Origin of the sequence: Bernardetia sp. ABR2-2B (genome assembly GCF_037126435.1) — a bacterium.
Classification (GTDB): domain Bacteria; phylum Bacteroidota; class Bacteroidia; order Cytophagales; family Bernardetiaceae; genus Bernardetia.
The window spans coordinates 1,387,250-1,402,995 of the sequence record NZ_CP147020.1 but is presented as its reverse complement, the minus strand read 5'-3'; the positions used below and the strand labels follow the sequence as shown (position 1 = coordinate 1,402,995).

At 31.5% G+C, this 15,746-nt stretch carries 9 protein-coding genes; 5 read left to right on the top strand and 4 right to left on the bottom strand.

The window, feature by feature from the left end:
* Positions 1 to 42: 42 nt before the first annotated feature.
* Together trpS and WAF17_RS05865 are read right to left on the bottom strand one after the other, a co-directional pair.
* Positions 43 to 1,014 carry a tryptophan--tRNA ligase gene (trpS, locus tag WAF17_RS05870; RefSeq protein WP_338767465.1) on the bottom strand — a complete coding sequence of 324 codons (972 nt, stop codon included), beginning with the start codon at positions 1,012 to 1,014 and terminating at the stop codon, positions 43 to 45.
* A 159-nt stretch (positions 1,015 to 1,173) separates the two neighbouring features.
* The gene (locus WAF17_RS05865) at positions 1,174 to 1,578 is read right to left on the bottom strand and encodes a DUF2306 domain-containing protein (RefSeq protein WP_338767463.1); all 405 of its coding nucleotides are present in this window, start codon (positions 1,576 to 1,578) and stop codon (positions 1,174 to 1,176) included.
* A gap of 126 nt (positions 1,579 to 1,704) precedes the next feature.
* Between WAF17_RS05865 and WAF17_RS05860 the strand changes: the two genes are divergently transcribed.
* Together WAF17_RS05860 and WAF17_RS05855 are read left to right on the top strand one after the other, a co-directional pair.
* Positions 1,705 to 2,892 (top strand): ABC transporter substrate-binding protein, encoded by a 1,188-nt coding sequence (locus tag WAF17_RS05860; protein WP_338767460.1) that lies wholly within the window; start codon positions 1,705 to 1,707, stop codon positions 2,890 to 2,892.
* A 226-nt stretch (positions 2,893 to 3,118) separates the two neighbouring features.
* On the top strand, positions 3,119 to 4,111 hold the full coding sequence (locus WAF17_RS05855) for an acyl-ACP desaturase (protein ID WP_338767457.1): 993 nt from the start codon (positions 3,119 to 3,121) through the stop codon (positions 4,109 to 4,111).
* A gap of 93 nt (positions 4,112 to 4,204) precedes the next feature.
* Here the strand turns inward: WAF17_RS05855 and WAF17_RS05850 are convergent, their stop codons facing one another.
* Positions 4,205 to 4,963 (bottom strand): toxin-antitoxin system YwqK family antitoxin, encoded by a 759-nt coding sequence (locus WAF17_RS05850; protein ID WP_338767454.1) that lies wholly within the window; start codon positions 4,961 to 4,963, stop codon positions 4,205 to 4,207.
* Between the two features lie 339 nt (positions 4,964 to 5,302).
* Between WAF17_RS05850 and WAF17_RS05845 the strand changes: the two genes are divergently transcribed.
* From WAF17_RS05845 to miaA, 3 genes are all read left to right on the top strand, one after another.
* Positions 5,303 to 8,602 carry a two-component regulator propeller domain-containing protein gene (locus WAF17_RS05845; protein ID WP_338767451.1) on the top strand — a complete coding sequence of 1,100 codons (3,300 nt, stop codon included), beginning with the start codon at positions 5,303 to 5,305 and terminating at the stop codon, positions 8,600 to 8,602.
* A gap of 244 nt (positions 8,603 to 8,846) precedes the next feature.
* Positions 8,847 to 12,314, top strand: a complete 3,468-nt coding sequence (locus WAF17_RS05840; RefSeq protein WP_338767448.1) for a PAS domain S-box protein — start codon at positions 8,847 to 8,849, stop codon at positions 12,312 to 12,314.
* Positions 12,315 to 12,375: 61 nt separating this feature from the next.
* Positions 12,376 to 13,389, top strand: coding sequence for a tRNA (adenosine(37)-N6)-dimethylallyltransferase MiaA (gene miaA, locus WAF17_RS05835; RefSeq protein ID WP_338767445.1), 1,014 nt, complete (start codon positions 12,376 to 12,378; stop codon positions 13,387 to 13,389).
* 262 nt (positions 13,390 to 13,651) lie between these two features.
* On the opposite strand, the gene WAF17_RS05830 is transcribed toward miaA, so the two are convergent.
* Positions 13,652 to 15,544: a hypothetical protein gene (locus tag WAF17_RS05830; RefSeq protein ID WP_338767443.1), complete on the bottom strand. Its 1,893-nt coding sequence runs from the start codon at positions 15,542 to 15,544 to the stop codon at positions 13,652 to 13,654.
* Positions 15,545 to 15,746: the final 202 nt, after the last annotated feature.

Below are 15,746 nucleotides of genomic sequence, written 5' to 3'. Positions count from 1 at the left end.
TAAATTACACTTTTTTTCATTAAAAAATCAAAATCATTTAATTTACGCAAATCCCAACTGCTTCCTAACTTTCTGTAAAACCTCAAAAGCCACTTTTCGTGCTTTTTCTTCTCCTATTTTGAGTTTATTGTCAAGTTCTTTTTCATCTGCCATTAGTTTATCAAAAGTTTCTCTTTCAGTTTTATATTTATCCAAAATAAGTTCCAAAAGAGCTTTTTTTGCATGTCCGTAGCCATAATTTCCACCTGCATAATTTTGCTTCATTGTGTCCAAATCACTTTCAGAAGCTAATAATTTATACAATCCAAAGACATTACAAGTTGCTGTATCTTTTGGTTCTTCTAACGGTGTGCTGTCTGTTACGATAGACATAACTTGTTTTTTGAGTTGCTTTTCAGGTAAGAAAATATCAATAGTATTTCCATACGATTTACTCATTTTACGTCCGTCTGTCCCTGGAATTGTCATTATTTGCTCATCTACCTTAACTTCTGGCATTACGAATATTTCTCCATATTTATTATTAAAAGCTGAAGCAATATCTCTAGTAATCTCTAAATGCTGGATTTGGTCTTTTCCAACAGGAACAAATTCGGCATCATAAAGCAAAATATCAGCAGCCATTAAAACTGGATACGTAAAAAGACCTGCATTTACATCAGACAAAACATCAGATTTGTCTTTGAAAGAATGTGCATTGGCAAGCATAGGAAAAGGCGTAAAACACGATAAATGCCACGCAAGTTCGGTTACTTCTGGGATTCTTGACTGACGATAGAATGTATTTTTTTCTATATCAAAACCAAAAGCCAGCCACGCAGCAGCTACAGCATTTGTATTTTGAATTCTCGTTTCGGCATCTTTTACCGTAGTGAGAGAATGCAAATCAGCAATAAAAAAATAAGAATCATTACCTGCTTTTTTTGAAAGCTCAATAGCTGGTAAGATTGCGCCCAAAAGATTTCCTAAATGTGGACGACCAGAAGACTGAATACCTGTGAGAATACGAGACATTTTTTAGTAATTAGTTATTAACGATTAATTATTAGTGGGATGAAATAACTATATATTATTTTTTTGTTGTTGGTGTCTCCACCAACGATATTATATTTAACCATCAAAATTCAAAAAAAAGTTTCAAAAAGCCTAATTATTTACTCTAATTCATAGGAGCTAAGAACAGTGAATCCATTGTTCCTCAAAAAAGGTTTCATAAAACATAACTGACGAAAAAGTAAAAACTAATGCAACAGCTAATGCACCAAAATACAGCAAAATCATTTTTCTTCTATGTACTTTGATATTTCCTTTTTTTATAGAAAGATAGGTTATAGGAACAGTATAAAGAACTAATAAACTAAACAAGTGAACCCAACCAAAATGATTAAATAACCTTTCTTCGACCACAGTAGGTATGGATAGTGTGATTATTGTTACAATTACCATCAAAATTATATAAACCTTTCCAAATATTTTATAAACTTTTGTTCCTCTTTTAACAACTAATAAAATTATTCCAATAAAAAAAACGAAAATAATTGTAGTTATATGAAAAAACATAAAATCAAGATAATACATAAGTAATGGGATTAGAGTAGAAAAAATCAAAGGTACAAAAATTAAGAATGGTTACTATACTTTTTCTAATCACTAAATTTTCCGTTCTTTGGAGTTTTTAAAACTAAAATTCGTAAGAATATTACCATGAAAATCTATCCTTTTTATTATTCTATCCTCTTTCTACTTCTTTTTTCTTGTAGTTCTGATAAAATGACAGACAAAGAAAAAGAAGATGAATCAGCTATTGAATGGCAAAGCACACAGATTCCTACTGATTCTCTTTTTCTTGCTCATGCAACTCAATTTAATTCTTATTCTTATCCAAATTTCAAAATTTTAGAGGTTTATGATAAAAATGCAACTGTACAACAACGGTATTTACTTTATAAAGGAGAAACCAAACCAAAAACAGATTTAGAGTATGACGTTGCCCTTCAAATTCCTTTAAAGCGTATCGTTTCACGCTCAACAAAATACGCTACTTTTATTTCTCTCTTAGAAAATGTAGATAATTTAATAGGTTTTGTGGGTGCAAAGTATGTTTCGAATGAAGAAATTAGAAAGAATTTAGATGCAGGAAAAATTAAAGAAGTTGGGAATGATGATGGCTCTGGAGTAAACTTTGAAGGTCTGGTCAGCTTAGAACCTGATGCAATTTTTACGTATGATGCTTCTTTATATGGAGGAACGAGCAACACACAACAAAAAATGAAAGAACTTGGTTTGCCAGTTATTATTTGTAATGAAACCTTAGAAAGTTCGCCTCTTGCTCAAGCTGAATGGATAAAGTTCTTTGGTGTTTTGTTTGAAAAAGAAGAAAAAGCAGCCGAAATTTTTAATCAAGTAAAAAGCAATTACGATTCCCTCAAAAACCTAACTGCAACTATAAAAAAAGAAAATAAACCCACACTTTTTTTTAATGCATGGTATAATGAAACGTGGTTTATGCCTAATGGAGAAAGTTATGTAGCACAGTTTGCCAAAGATGCAGGAGCAATTTATTTATGGAATGATTTGGAAGGAACAGGAGCTTCTCCTTTAGCCATAGAGTCGGTTTATGACAAGGCTGAACAAGCAGATTATTGGTTTCATGCGAGTGATTGGAAGAACATGAATCAGCTTATTAGTTCGGACAGGCGTTTTGTTTCTTTTAAGTCTGTCAAGAATAAAAATGTATTTAATCACAATAAAAGACAGTTAAAAAGTGGTGGAAATGATTATTTTGAGAGTGGAGTAGCTTTTCCAGATAAAATATTAGAAGATTTTATAAAGATACTTCATCCCGAATTAATCGAAAAGAAAGAGCTTTATTTTTATGAGAATTTGAAATAAAAGAGTCATTTTCAAAAATTCAAAAGTCAGTTTTTACAATAAAAAATACTAAGAATCAAGAAGGAAACCTACTTTCAATAGTGTTTTGTGCTTATTAAATTTGTATCTTGCAAGTCAAAATAAACACACACAAATACATACAATCAAATAAATAATTTATCGATTTGATTCTATACAAATATATTTGAGTATAGATTTTATAAAAATTGGTATAAAAAAATAGCATATGAATAATATCTTAACCCTTTCCCCTTCTCGTTTGGAAGTCATGCAGCACTTAGAAAGCTACGTGGAAAAAATGAATAGTAAATTCTTGCGTCCTATTGATGTAAATTGGCAACCTTCTGATTTGTTACCTGATGCTTCTAAATTAGATTTTTTTGATAAAGTAAAAGACCTTCAAGAACGTGCTAGAGAGCTTTCTTATGATTTTTGGATTGTTCTGATAGGTGATATGATAACGGAAGAAGCATTACCAACCTATGAATCTTGGCTAATGGATGTAGAAGGTGTAAATCAAGGGGATAAAGAAAGTCCTTGGACAAAATGGATTAGAGGATGGACAGCCGAAGAAAATCGTCATGGAGATTTACTCAATAAATATCTCTATCTTTCAGGGAGAGTAAACATGAAACAAGTAGAAATTTCTACTCAACATTTGATTGCTGATGGTTTTGATATTGGAACAGCAACTGACCCTTACCGTAATTTTGTTTATACTTCTTTTCAAGAACTAGCGACTAACATTTCCCATAAAAGAGTTGCTCAACTTGCAGGAACTCACGATAACTCTGATTTAGAAAAAATGTGTAGTATGGTAGCTGCTGATGAATATCGTCATGCGTATGCGTATATGTCATTTGTAGAGAAGATTTTGGAAGTCGACCCTAACGAAATGCTTTTTGCATTTGAGGATATGATGCGTAAAAAAATCGTTATGCCAGCGCATTATTTACGTGAAATTGGTGGGAAAGTAGGCGAGACATTCAAGCATTTTTCTGATTGCGCTCAACGTTTGGGAGTTTATACAGCCGAAGATTATGTAGATATTATGGAAGTGCTTATCAAAAAATGGAATATTGCTGACCTAAAAGACCTCAATGATACTGGAGAAAAAGCAAGAGATTATATCATGAAGCTTCCTGCTCGTCTTTTGCGTGTAGCTGAAAGAATGAAACCAGATACAAGTGCAGGTTATAAATTTAAGTGGATAGATTAATTTCTTAGGACATGGAAAGTAGGAATTGGGAGTTAGGATAAATACAAATTTCCAGTTCCCAGTTCCCAGTTCCCATGTCCTAATATCCAATTTCTAGCTCCCAGTTTCCTCCTCATACTCTAGATCTTCAATAGGTAGTTTTTTCTTTTTGATTGTTTTTCGTTTTCCTTTTTTGTAATAAAACCAGTCTCCAGTTACTTTTCCTTTTTCGTATTTTCCTTCATATTTTGGTTTTCCTTGCTCATCGTAATGAATCCAATACCCACTTTTTTTACCTTCTTTATAAACTCCTCTACTTATCACAATTGCATTTTCGTCGTAATACGTCCAAGAGCCTTGCTTTTTTCCGTCCTTGTATGTTCCTGATTGTATCAGACTTCCATCTGTAAAATACTCTTCTACCAGTCCGTCTAATTGTCCTTTTGTGTAAAATACTCTTCTTGCAAGTGTTCCATCTTCATAATAAGATAACCACAGTCCTTCATAAGCTCCATCACGATAAATACCTGTTCGCTTTAGTTGTCCATTAGGATAATAAAAAAAAGCTGAATCTTGCAACATTCCATTTATCCAAATTTCTTTACGTTCTAGTTTTCCATTTGGCGAATAATACTTCGAAGTCCCATTGAGCTTGTTATATTGGTATTTCTCAAAAGCCATCGTAGTTCCATCTGGATAATATAAAAACCAATAGCCTTCTTTATTCCCTTTTATTTCTTTTCCCTCTGCTTTTAATGAACCATCTTTATAAAATGATTGCTTTTTAGATTGAGCAAAAGTAATATGTGTAATGCCAAAAAAAAGGAATAAATATCCAATTAGATATAATTTTGAAGAATACTGATTTTTCATACGATTTTTTTATAGAGTAATTAGAAAATGAGCAGAGAATAATGTTATCTAAAAATCAATTATCATACTGCTTTTGGTTTTTTGATAAAACAAGCTACACAAATTAAAATAAAAAAGCATACTACTAGGTATTTTACTAAATAGGTCAGTCCTAAAGGGCAGACTGTCTATTAAAAACTAAATCTATTGACTACAAACGGTCTGCTCTACAAGGCTGACGTATCTATCTATACAATTTAATCAAAATAAATTCTTGATAAGCCAAAAAAAATGTTATTTTTGTAATGATTATATTCATATTTATGCTCAAAATTATACTTCCTTTAGACTACTTTCCCTGTGAAAAAATTACAAGAGAAATTAAAACATAGTTTTATTTTTAATAAATTTTTATTGAAAGGATTTTTTTTACTCCTGTTTTTTTGTGTCTCACTTGTCCTCAATGCACAAAAACAAAACAAACATGTCCCTTTTGACCCCAAAAAACAGCTTTCTCAATTTTTAATAGATGTTTGGGATAGCGAAAAAGGACTGCCTTCAGGAACGCTTCTACAACTCATTCAAACCAAAGATAGCTATTTATGGATTGGGAGTTATGATGGGCTTTTACGTTTCGATGGAAACACATTTGATTTATATACCAAAAATACAACAGATGTTTTAAAGACAAACAACGTTACTCGTCTGTCAGAAAGTAAGGACAGCACACTTTGGATAGGAACACAAGGAAGTGGATTGATTAGTTATAAAAATGGAGTATTCAAATCGCACGGATTAGAGAGTGAATATATTGAAGCTATCCATGTTTTAGATAATAGTGATTCGGCGTATATAGGAACTCGCTCTAGTGGCTTATTTATTTATGACATAAAGAAACAAAAATTTTCGCCTATTCTCTCAAAAGAGTTATCTTCTGAGTCTATTTATGATATTTTAGAATACCCTAGAGGTAAGTTTTGGTTAGCAACAAGAAAGCAAGGCGTTTTGACCTTAGAGAATAATAGACTTTTAAAGGTAGAATCTGAAGTAGAAAATGCTCGTACATTAAAATTATATTTAGATAAGAAAAAAACAATTTGGGCAGGAACATATGATGGAGTTTTGAAGTATGAAAACGAAAAGTTTGTTAGAAAATTTCCAGAATTAGCTGAAGAACGAATCCACGATATGAGATTTGATCCAGCAGGTAATTTTTGGATTGTTACTCGTAATAATATTTATCGTCATAATGTTTTGTCAAAAGAAATAGAACTCCTAACCACCGAAACAGATGAAGCATTTGATGATGTGCGTTCAATTTGGTTAGACCAAGAAGAAGATTTATGGATTCCGACAGCTAGACACGGACTTTGTCGTCTGCGTGATGGAAAATTTATAAATTATACTGTTCGTGAAGGACTTGCTCATCCTGCTGTTAATTCGATAGGAGCATATAATAAAACAGATGTTTTGGTAGGGACAAGTAATGGAACTATTCACCGAATAAACTCTAAGCAAAATAAAGTCTTCGATTATCCATTAAAAACAAATCTTAATGGAAATGAAATTTTTAATATTCGTCAGGATAGCGAAGCAACAGTTTGGATTGTTACTTATGATGGATTACTGAAAAAAGAAATTAACGGAAATGAAAAATTATTTACTACTAAGGATGGACTACCAACTAATGTACTTCGCTTGACCTATGAGGATACAAAAGGTCGTTTTTGGGTAGGAACAAGAGGAGAAGGATTAGTAGAATATAAAAAAGACAAAAAAACAGGCACAGATATTTTTGATAAAGTTGGTTTGGAAAGAGGATTTACGGCTGATTTTGTGATGTCTATAACAGAAGATAATAATGGAAACCTTTTGGTAGGAACAAATAATGGAGGGTTAGCTGTTGAAAATGGAAATAAATTTGATTTATTTACTGTTGAGAATGGATTACCTACCAACCTTATTTTTAATGTTCATTGTGATAAACAAAATGTAGTTTGGCTTGCTACTAATGCTGGTTTGGTGCGCTGGAAAAACAAAGAAGCATTTGTTTTTGATGGTTCAAATGGTTTGCCGAATGAAACTATTTTTGATATTGTAGAAGATGATAAAGGTTATCTTTGGTTTTCTTCAAATAGAGGTGTCTTGCGTATCAAAAAAAATGATCTTAATTCTTTAGCTGAAGGCGAAAACATAATTTTAGATTGGACACAATACGACAAAAATGATGGAATGCGCTCCGAACAATGTAAAGGAGCAACTCAATCTTTATTTTCTCCCGAAGGAATAATTTGGATTCCTACAAATAATGGAGCTTTACATATCAATCCCAATTTTTTACCTATAAATTCTCGTCGCCCACCTGTTTATGTTCAAAAGGTACTTTTGGATGATGAAACACTTTTAGAACCTTTAAAGGTAATCGTAAAACCAGAACAACAGCGTATAATCATTGATTTTACAGCTCTTAGTTTTCGTGCGCCCGAAAAGGTAAAGTTTAAGTACAAATTAGAGGGTTTTGATAAAGATTGGGTGGTAGCAAAAAATAATAAGAGAGAGGCGATTTATACTAACCTTCCAAATGGGAAATATACCTTTCAAGTTATTGCTGCTAATAATGATGGTGTTTGGAATAACGAAGGTGCAAGTATAAAAGTAGTTGTAAAACCACATATTTATGAAACACCTTGGTTTATTGGTTTGGTAATTCTTTTAGTAGGTGGAAGTATTTGGGGGATAGTCGCTGCAAGAACAAAAAGAATCAAAATGAAAGCCGAAGAGCTAGAAAAAACGGTAAAATTACGCACTGCCGAACTTCGCTCAACGAACGAAGAGTTATTGACCCAGCAACAGGTAGTTGATGAGCGAAATCTTATTATCGAAAAACAGAATAATAATATTATTTCTAGTATCAATTATGCAAAGCGTATTCAAGTAGCAATGCTTCCTACTCCAGAGCAAGTAGAAGAACTCCTTCCCGAATCTTTTGTTCTTTTCTTGCCTAGAGATATAGTCTCGGGAGATTTTTATTGGATAGAAAAGCAAAGCGAAAAAGTAATTGTGGCTACCGTAGATTGTACGGGACATGGTGTTCCAGGAGCTTTTATGTCCTTGATAGGAAATGATTTGATAAATAAAATGGTTGAAGATTACTCCATTACACAACCTAGTCTTATTCTTAACCTTCTCAATGAAGAAATCAGTAATATCTTAAAACAAAGAGAAACAGATAATCGTGATGGAATGGATATGAATATTTGGACGTGGAATCAAACATCTCGTACGGTGGAGTTTGCTGGAGCAAAAAATCCATTGATTTATATCAAGAATGGAGAGTTATATGAAGTAAAAGCTGATAAACTTTCAATAGGTGGAAACTATTATGATAAAGAAGGTATAAAATATACAAATCATTCTATCAAAATTGATTCTCCAACTGTCTTATACACTTTTTCTGATGGTTATCAAGACCAATTTGGAGGAGAGAAAAATAGAAAGTTTATGAAAGGCAAACTCAAAAAACTGTTGTTAGAAATTCATCAACGTCCTATGGAAAAACAACACCAAATCTTAAAAAAGACATTTGAAGACTGGAGAAATGAATATCCACAAATTGATGATGTACTTGTTATAGGAGCTAAAATTGACCCTAACATTTAGATGCTAAGTTTGGTTAAAATCCATTAAAAACTAAGTGAAAGTGATGAGCGAAGTTGAAATTAAATAAATTTATACTTTTGTTTTTGTAATTGGTTGATAGTTAGATGTTTAAATTAGCTATGCTGAATATTCATTTCGTAATCCATAATTTTTAATTAGTAATTTTCCCTAAGTGCATTTTTTTTCATAAATTAAAGACAAATTTGGATAACTTAATTTTAATTATTCGTAAAGTTAGTCACCAATGCCTTACAGAAATCCTTTTTTTGAATTATCCACAGAAGCCCTCTGTGTGCTTGATATACATAACTGTATCTTGCACACCAACTCTTCTATGGAAAAACTCATTCAAAAAGAAAAAGAAGAGCTTGTTGGTAGAAGGTTTATAAAGGAAATAGAAAGAATATTTGAAGTTCAGAGTACAATACTGACTAAAGAATTAATTACCAAACTAATAAATCAGCTTGAACAAACACAAACTCAAAAGAATATAAAAGTAGTTGAATCTTATAGTTTTATAAAGCGTAATGAAAATATTAACAGCCGAGAAGAATATACTATTTCATCTCTTTTTACGAGAGAAAATCATATCTATATAGCCATCAATCATATCTCTAATAGTCTTGTCTCAAATCCAATAGAAACATTTAGAGAGACAAATGAAATACAGACTCAACAGCTAAATAGCATTTTAGCAACTGTACCTGATGGTATTTTTATTATCAATGAAAAAGGAATTATATCTTTAGTCAATCCTGCTGCTGAAATTATTTTTGGGTATAAAGAAGAAGAATTACTTGGAAAGTCTATAGAAGGACTTTTATCTAAACAACCCATACCTAAAACTTTTGCACAGCTAATAGCACAGTCTTCATCTGATTTAAAGGTTATTCATAATATAGAGTTGATTGCAAAACATAAAGACCAAACTGATTTTCCCTTAAGTGTTTCTTTGAGTGAAACTCATTTTGAAAAAGGCAAAACGGTCTATATTGCTTTAGTTAGAAATCTCAAAAAAATAAAAGAAGCTCAAAATAAATTACGTGAAAGCCAAAATTTTGGAGAATCAATTTTTCAAGCTGCCAAAATTGGACTAGCTGTTATTAGTGAGTGGGGCTATTTTATAAATGTTAATAAGCAGTATGCACTCATGACAGGATATGAGCCAGAAGAATTAATTGGGAAAGTATATTCTATAATTATGCCTGATTCTGAACTAGAAGATGCTATCCACACTATAAAACAAGCTCGTAGGGGGAATACTACTACAAAACGATTTTGGAAGCTCAAAAGAAAAGATAATTCACTAATTGATATTGAACTATATATCAACGATTTTTATAACCGTCGTGAAGAGCAATTTTTTATTCTTTCTTCAAAAGACATTACTGAAGAAAAAAGTATCGAAAAGGATTTAAGAAATACAAAAGAATTATTAGAAGGTATTTTTCAATCATTAGATAATGTATTTTGGTCGTATGATGTCAAAAAAGATAACTTACTTACCATATCGGCTGCAGTAGAAAAAATTTATGATATTTCACAATCTGAACTTAAAAATAATCCAAATGCTTGGCTCAAAAGAGTTCATACAGAAGATAGAAAGCTAGTAGAAGAAGCCCGTCGGAAGGCGAGAGAAGGGCAAAGTATTTCGTATGAATACCGTATAGTAGATACAAAAGGAAATATAAAATGGATTCAGACAGACGTAAAAGTAACGGTAGATAAAAACAAAAATCCAATACGAATAGAAGGAGTAGATACTGAGATTACACAACGTATATTGTCTAACCAAGAACTGGATAGCACTAAAAGAATGTTGCAGTTCATTTTGGACTCTCTTCCTGATGGAGTAATTTTTACATCTCCCAATTTAGAAATAGAATGGGTAAATCCTGCTATAAAAAAACTTTTAGGATATGAGGAAGAAGAATTTATAGGGAAATTATTCTCCAGTTTATTTGAGGAAAATAGTTTTTCTCTAATCTCCGACCATTTTGATATAATGGAAAAAACATCTGTTTTTGAAATTGCTTTGAAGTGTAAAAATGGAGGTTTAGCCTATTCAGAAACTATTTCTACACCTGTTTATGATTCAAATAAAAAAATTATTGGCTATCTTTATGTGATTAGAGATATGAGTGAGCGAAGAGTATTTGAGGAAGAAAAAGCACAAATTATGCGTTCTTTAGCACAGTTCAAGCGTACGCTGGATGTTACTAAAGATAGTGTTTTTATGTTTGATGCCAATACACACTTATTTATTTATGCCAATAAAGGAGCTACCGAAGCTGTTGGATATTCTTTTGGAGAACTGCGTACGATGAAACTCATCGACCTAATAAGTGATATTAGTCCTCAAGATTTTAAACAACTTACTTCGTATGTGGTAAATAATACAAATCATCAAATAAACTTAGATACTAATTTTTTACATAAAAGTGGAGGCAAATTTCCTGTTGCACTCTTATTGCAATATGTAGATTTAGACGACGGAGAGAATCGTTTTGTAGCTATTGTAAGAGATATTAGTGAACGAAAAATTACAGAACAACTATTAAAAGAAAGTGAGCTTAAATTTCGCTCTACTTTCGAACAAGCAGGGATTGGAATTGCTCATATTGGAATAGATTTATCTTGGGCAGCTTTCAATGTTCATTTTTGTAAAATGACTGGCTATTCTCAAGACGAACTAAGCATCAGAAAATTAAGAGAAATAACACATCCAAAAGATTTGCCTAGAGATATTATGCAACTTCGTCGTGTTCTGAATGAAAAAAGTGAGGGGTATTCGATGCGTACTCGTTATATTCATAAAAATGGAGATACTATTTGGCTCAATTTATCACTTTCAGTAGTAAAAGATGATGATAAAAAACCAGCCTTTATTGTAATGTTTATTGAAAATATTTCTGATCAAGTAGAAGCAGAAGAAATGTTACGTCAAACTTTGGAAGAGTTAAAAGTAAGTAATTATGAACTAGACCAGTTTGTTTATAAAGCTTCACATGATTTGCGTTCTCCTCTAACATCAATTTTAGGGCTATTGAATATTGCCGAAATTGATAAAGAACATTCCCTTTCTCATATTCAAAAGATTAGAGGTAGAATCCATAAACTAGATGAGTTCGTACAATCTATCATCAATTATTCTCAAACAAATAACTTAGAAACAAACTACCAGCCTTTACGAATAGAATATTTAATTCATAAAAATATTGCTGATTTAGATTTTCTACCTTACGCAAGTGAAATAAAGTTTAAAATTAAATCAAACCATAATGGAGTTATCTATACTGATAATTTAAGGCTAAATGTAATCTTGAGAAACTTACTTTCAAATGCTATCAAATTTGTAGATAAAACTAAAAAAAGGTCAGTCATAGTAGTAGAAACTGCTTTGAGAGAAGATAAAAAATTTATACTAAAAATTACAGATAACGGTGTTGGAATAGATAAAGCCTATCAAGAGCGAATTTTTGATATGTTTTATCGTGGAAATGAAACTTCTGATGGAAATGGTTTGGGACTCTACATTGTTCGTCAGGCTGTTGAGAAGCTAGGAGGAGAACTCAAATTTGCTAGTCAGCTCGGAAAAGGTTCTGCTTTTATGGTAATATTGCCTAGTTTTGAACCCAAAACTAAAGAGCAGTTAGAAAAATTATTTATTTCTGCTGATTTGGACAAGAGTGGAGAAAATAGAAATAATTAAGGTATTATTTAATAGTAAAGACACAAGAATTTTGAATAAACTTTAGAAAATATAAATTAATTTGAAAAAAATAATTGTAATAGCAGGAGCGACAGCCGTAGGAAAGACAGCTTTATGTACAGAACTAGCAGCTTATTTCGATACAGAGGTTATATCAGCTGATTCAAGACAGTTTTATAAAGAAATGAGTATCGGAACTGCAAAGCCTACACCTAATGAAATGATTTTTACTTCAAAAACAGGCTCTACCAAAAAAATCAAACATCATTTTATTGATTCTCATTCTATTCAAAATCCTTTGTCAGCAGGACAGTTCGAGAAAGAGGCTTTATCTCTTATCAATGATTTGTTCGAAGCTAGAGATAGAAAAAATGATATGCTCATACTGACAGGAGGTTCTGGGCTTTTTATTCAAGCTATTTGTGATGGGTTTGATGAAATGCCAACTATTGATACTAATTTTAGAGAAGAATTAAATCAAGAATTAGAGCAAAACGGACTAGAAAATTTAGTTTCAGAGTTAAAGAAAAAAGATGCAGAATATGCAGCAGAAGCAGACTTAAATAATCCACAAAGAGTAATTAGAGCATTAGAAATAATTAGAAGTACGGGAAAAAAGTATTCAGAGTTTAGAAAACAAAATCAGAAAAATCAAGAAAAATCAAGACAAGAAAGAAAGCTAAAACTAGGTTTTGAAACCGTAAAGATTATGCTAGACCGACCTAGAGAAAAGTTATATGAACGCATAAACAAACGGGTTCTGATAATGATTGAAAATGGATTGGTAGAAGAAGTAAAGTCATTGAAAGAATATGCTCATCTTTCTCCATTAAAAACGGTAGGTTATCAGGAGATTTTTGCGTACCTCAATAGTAATCTCAAAAATGATAATGATAAAAAAAGCGAAAACGAAATAAGTTTAGAGACAGCCATTTCTACTATTCAACAAAATACAAGACGATTTGCTAAAAGACAATTAACATGGTTTCGTAAAGACAAAGAATATACTTGGTTTGATGTTTCGAAGCCAAACTACAAAAAAGAAATCATTGATTTTATTGAAAACTTAGGATAAGTCTTAATTCTAATACCGAAGTTGTTTAAGAGTAATAAAATTACCCCCATATGTTCCCAAGCGTATATAGAAATTTAATTTTTATGTACGATTTATTTTAAATAGGGCAGACCGTCTACCGAAAACTAAAAACACTTGAAATATCACTTCACTACAAATGGTCTGCTCTACGAGGCTGACCTATATGCAAATAAAGCAAAACCAATCCTTGCTGTTGTTTTAGTGTAGCGACACCAACAACTAGTGTCTAATTTACATAATTCTACTCTTTTTCTAACTCTTTCCATACTTGAAAATACCCTTTCTGAAAATTTTTATTAAGTGCAGGGTCTAGTAAAACGTATCTTGTAATAATTTCTTCTGGATTGGCAGACGGTTGAAGATAGTAATCTTTTTTTCCAATATCTTGACCAAGTTGTTGCCATTCATTTTTAGAAATATCAGTTTTAGTAAGACGTTTTAAAAGAGAATTGGTCAAAGGCAAATTGAGTTGGGAGTAACGAGCTGTTGCATAAATCAATAAATCTTTTTTATTTTCTTTTTGATCTTGTTGTTCAATTTTCTGTCCGACTTCTTTCCAAAACAAACTAGAATCGTTATAAGTAAGACCTGTTTTGAGTCCTACATTTAGCTCAAGAGCCTCTAATGCTTCCTCCCAATTTTGTATAATGATGGCATCATTTGTTCGTTTTTCTAATTTTTGAGTAAGTAACTCAGTATGGTTTTTTAGTTCGCCTTTCAGTTCTTGCTTTCCTACTATATTTTTTGACTTAATGACAAAACCAACAGCTTCTGATAAATTATTTTCGTATAAGGAGTTTCTGATTTGTGCATCTAAATATTCTAACTGGTCTTTTTTTGCATTTTCAAGGCGTGGTGCAAGTTGGTCTGTACAGTTTGGTAAAAATGGGTTTTGTTTGCAAATTTCTTCTGCTTGAGAAAAGAAGCCAAAAGCTTCATCAAACTCTAAGTTTTTGGAAGCATAATCCCCTTTGCGTATAAAAAATGCAAATAAATCAAAATAAACGCTTTCAATAGCTGTTTGCAAATCACTCTCGGTTGCTAAAGCAGGTTTTAGTTCCTCGCCTTTCGGAACATGTGAAAGGTCTTGACGAGCATTATCGAAGTTTCCTTCTTGATAAAATAATTGTGCTCTACGAATAAGTGATGGAATATGAGTAGGGCATTTTGCTAATACAGCCGTAAAAGTTAGTTGTGCTGAGTTTGCTTTTCCATCATCCAAATATTGTTTTGCTTGTTGATACTCTTCTTGACATTCTTTTTTTGATTGAGCCGTAGAAGCAAAAAGCACTGAACGAGTTTGTGTGTAAGAAGTTTTTAGATTACTAAGTTGCTGACGAAGTTTTACAGGGTCTTCTTCATCTGTAATGAGTTCACTTGCGTATGCATCTAGTTTGTTAATGGCATTTTCTATGGGAATTAGTTTTTCTTTTAATTCAGTCTTATTATCATTATTGTTTTCTTTTTGAATAGCAGCCAAATCTTTCAAAAAACCTTCTATTTTCTGCGATTCATTATAATATTCATCAATTAATTTTATGCGAGAACGAAGTCCTTTTTCCTGTAATTCTCCATAATGAAAGGTTATTTCTTCTATCAAAATAGGACTAAACTCTTCAGTCATCGGAAAAGAAACATCAACACTTACTTTATGATTAATATCAAATTCTACTCTAGAAAATTCTTTTTTTATGGTTTTATTGTCTGTTTTATCATTCTTAATTTTATTCCCCCAAGTTACTTCAAAACTAATTTGCTCAGGGAGTAGATAGTCAGCTATCGAAAAGTTACGATATGTTCCTCCAGTTACTTCTTTAGAAACAAATGTTATTGTATAATTATCTTTTTTGTTTGAATTTAGTGCAATTTCTACGTCATACTTTAATTTATAAGCTGTTGTTTTTTCATAGTTGGATACTATTTTTAAAGCTTCTTTTGGAAAGTTGTCATCTTTAAGTGTAGGAGATTTCTGTTCTTCAAAAACGAATTCCATCACACTTATTTCATTCTCACTTATATTATTTTCCTTTTGAGCAAAAGAAAGTGAAACGAGAGAATAAAAAAGTAAAAAACACAATGTAGAAAACAGTTTTGAACTAACAAAATAGTTTTTAGTATAGAAAAAATAGTTCATATAATTTGATTTTCAGAATTTTATAGTTTTATAACGGAAATATACACAAAACCTTATAAAAAAGATATAAATGCCAAGAGAACAGAGATTAAACAATGAAATTTATTCAGAAAAGGTTAGGTAAGAACCCTTAAATTTTCTCAGTTCAGAACTGAATTAGAAAGAGTAAAAATAAAAAAGTCAGAATTTTGAATCTCTCAAT

What these genes read in the sequence shown, in the direction of transcription:
- WAF17_RS05850 (WP_338767454.1), bottom strand. Translation starts at nt 4,963, where the DNA reads ATGAAAAATCAGTATTCTTCAAAATTATATCTAATTGGATATTTATTC.
- WAF17_RS05865 (WP_338767463.1), bottom strand. Translation starts at nt 1,578, where the DNA reads ATGTATTATCTTGATTTTATGTTTTTTCATATAACTACAATTATTTTC.
- WAF17_RS05855 (WP_338767457.1), top strand. Translation starts at nt 3,119, where the DNA reads ATGAATAATATCTTAACCCTTTCCCCTTCTCGTTTGGAAGTCATGCAG.
- WAF17_RS05830 (WP_338767443.1), bottom strand. Translation starts at nt 15,544, where the DNA reads ATGAACTATTTTTTCTATACTAAAAACTATTTTGTTAGTTCAAAACTG.
- WAF17_RS05860 (WP_338767460.1), top strand. Translation starts at nt 1,705, where the DNA reads ATGAAAATCTATCCTTTTTATTATTCTATCCTCTTTCTACTTCTTTTT.
- WAF17_RS05840 (WP_338767448.1), top strand. Translation starts at nt 8,847, where the DNA reads ATGCCTTACAGAAATCCTTTTTTTGAATTATCCACAGAAGCCCTCTGT.
- trpS (WP_338767465.1), bottom strand. Translation starts at nt 1,014, where the DNA reads ATGTCTCGTATTCTCACAGGTATTCAGTCTTCTGGTCGTCCACATTTA.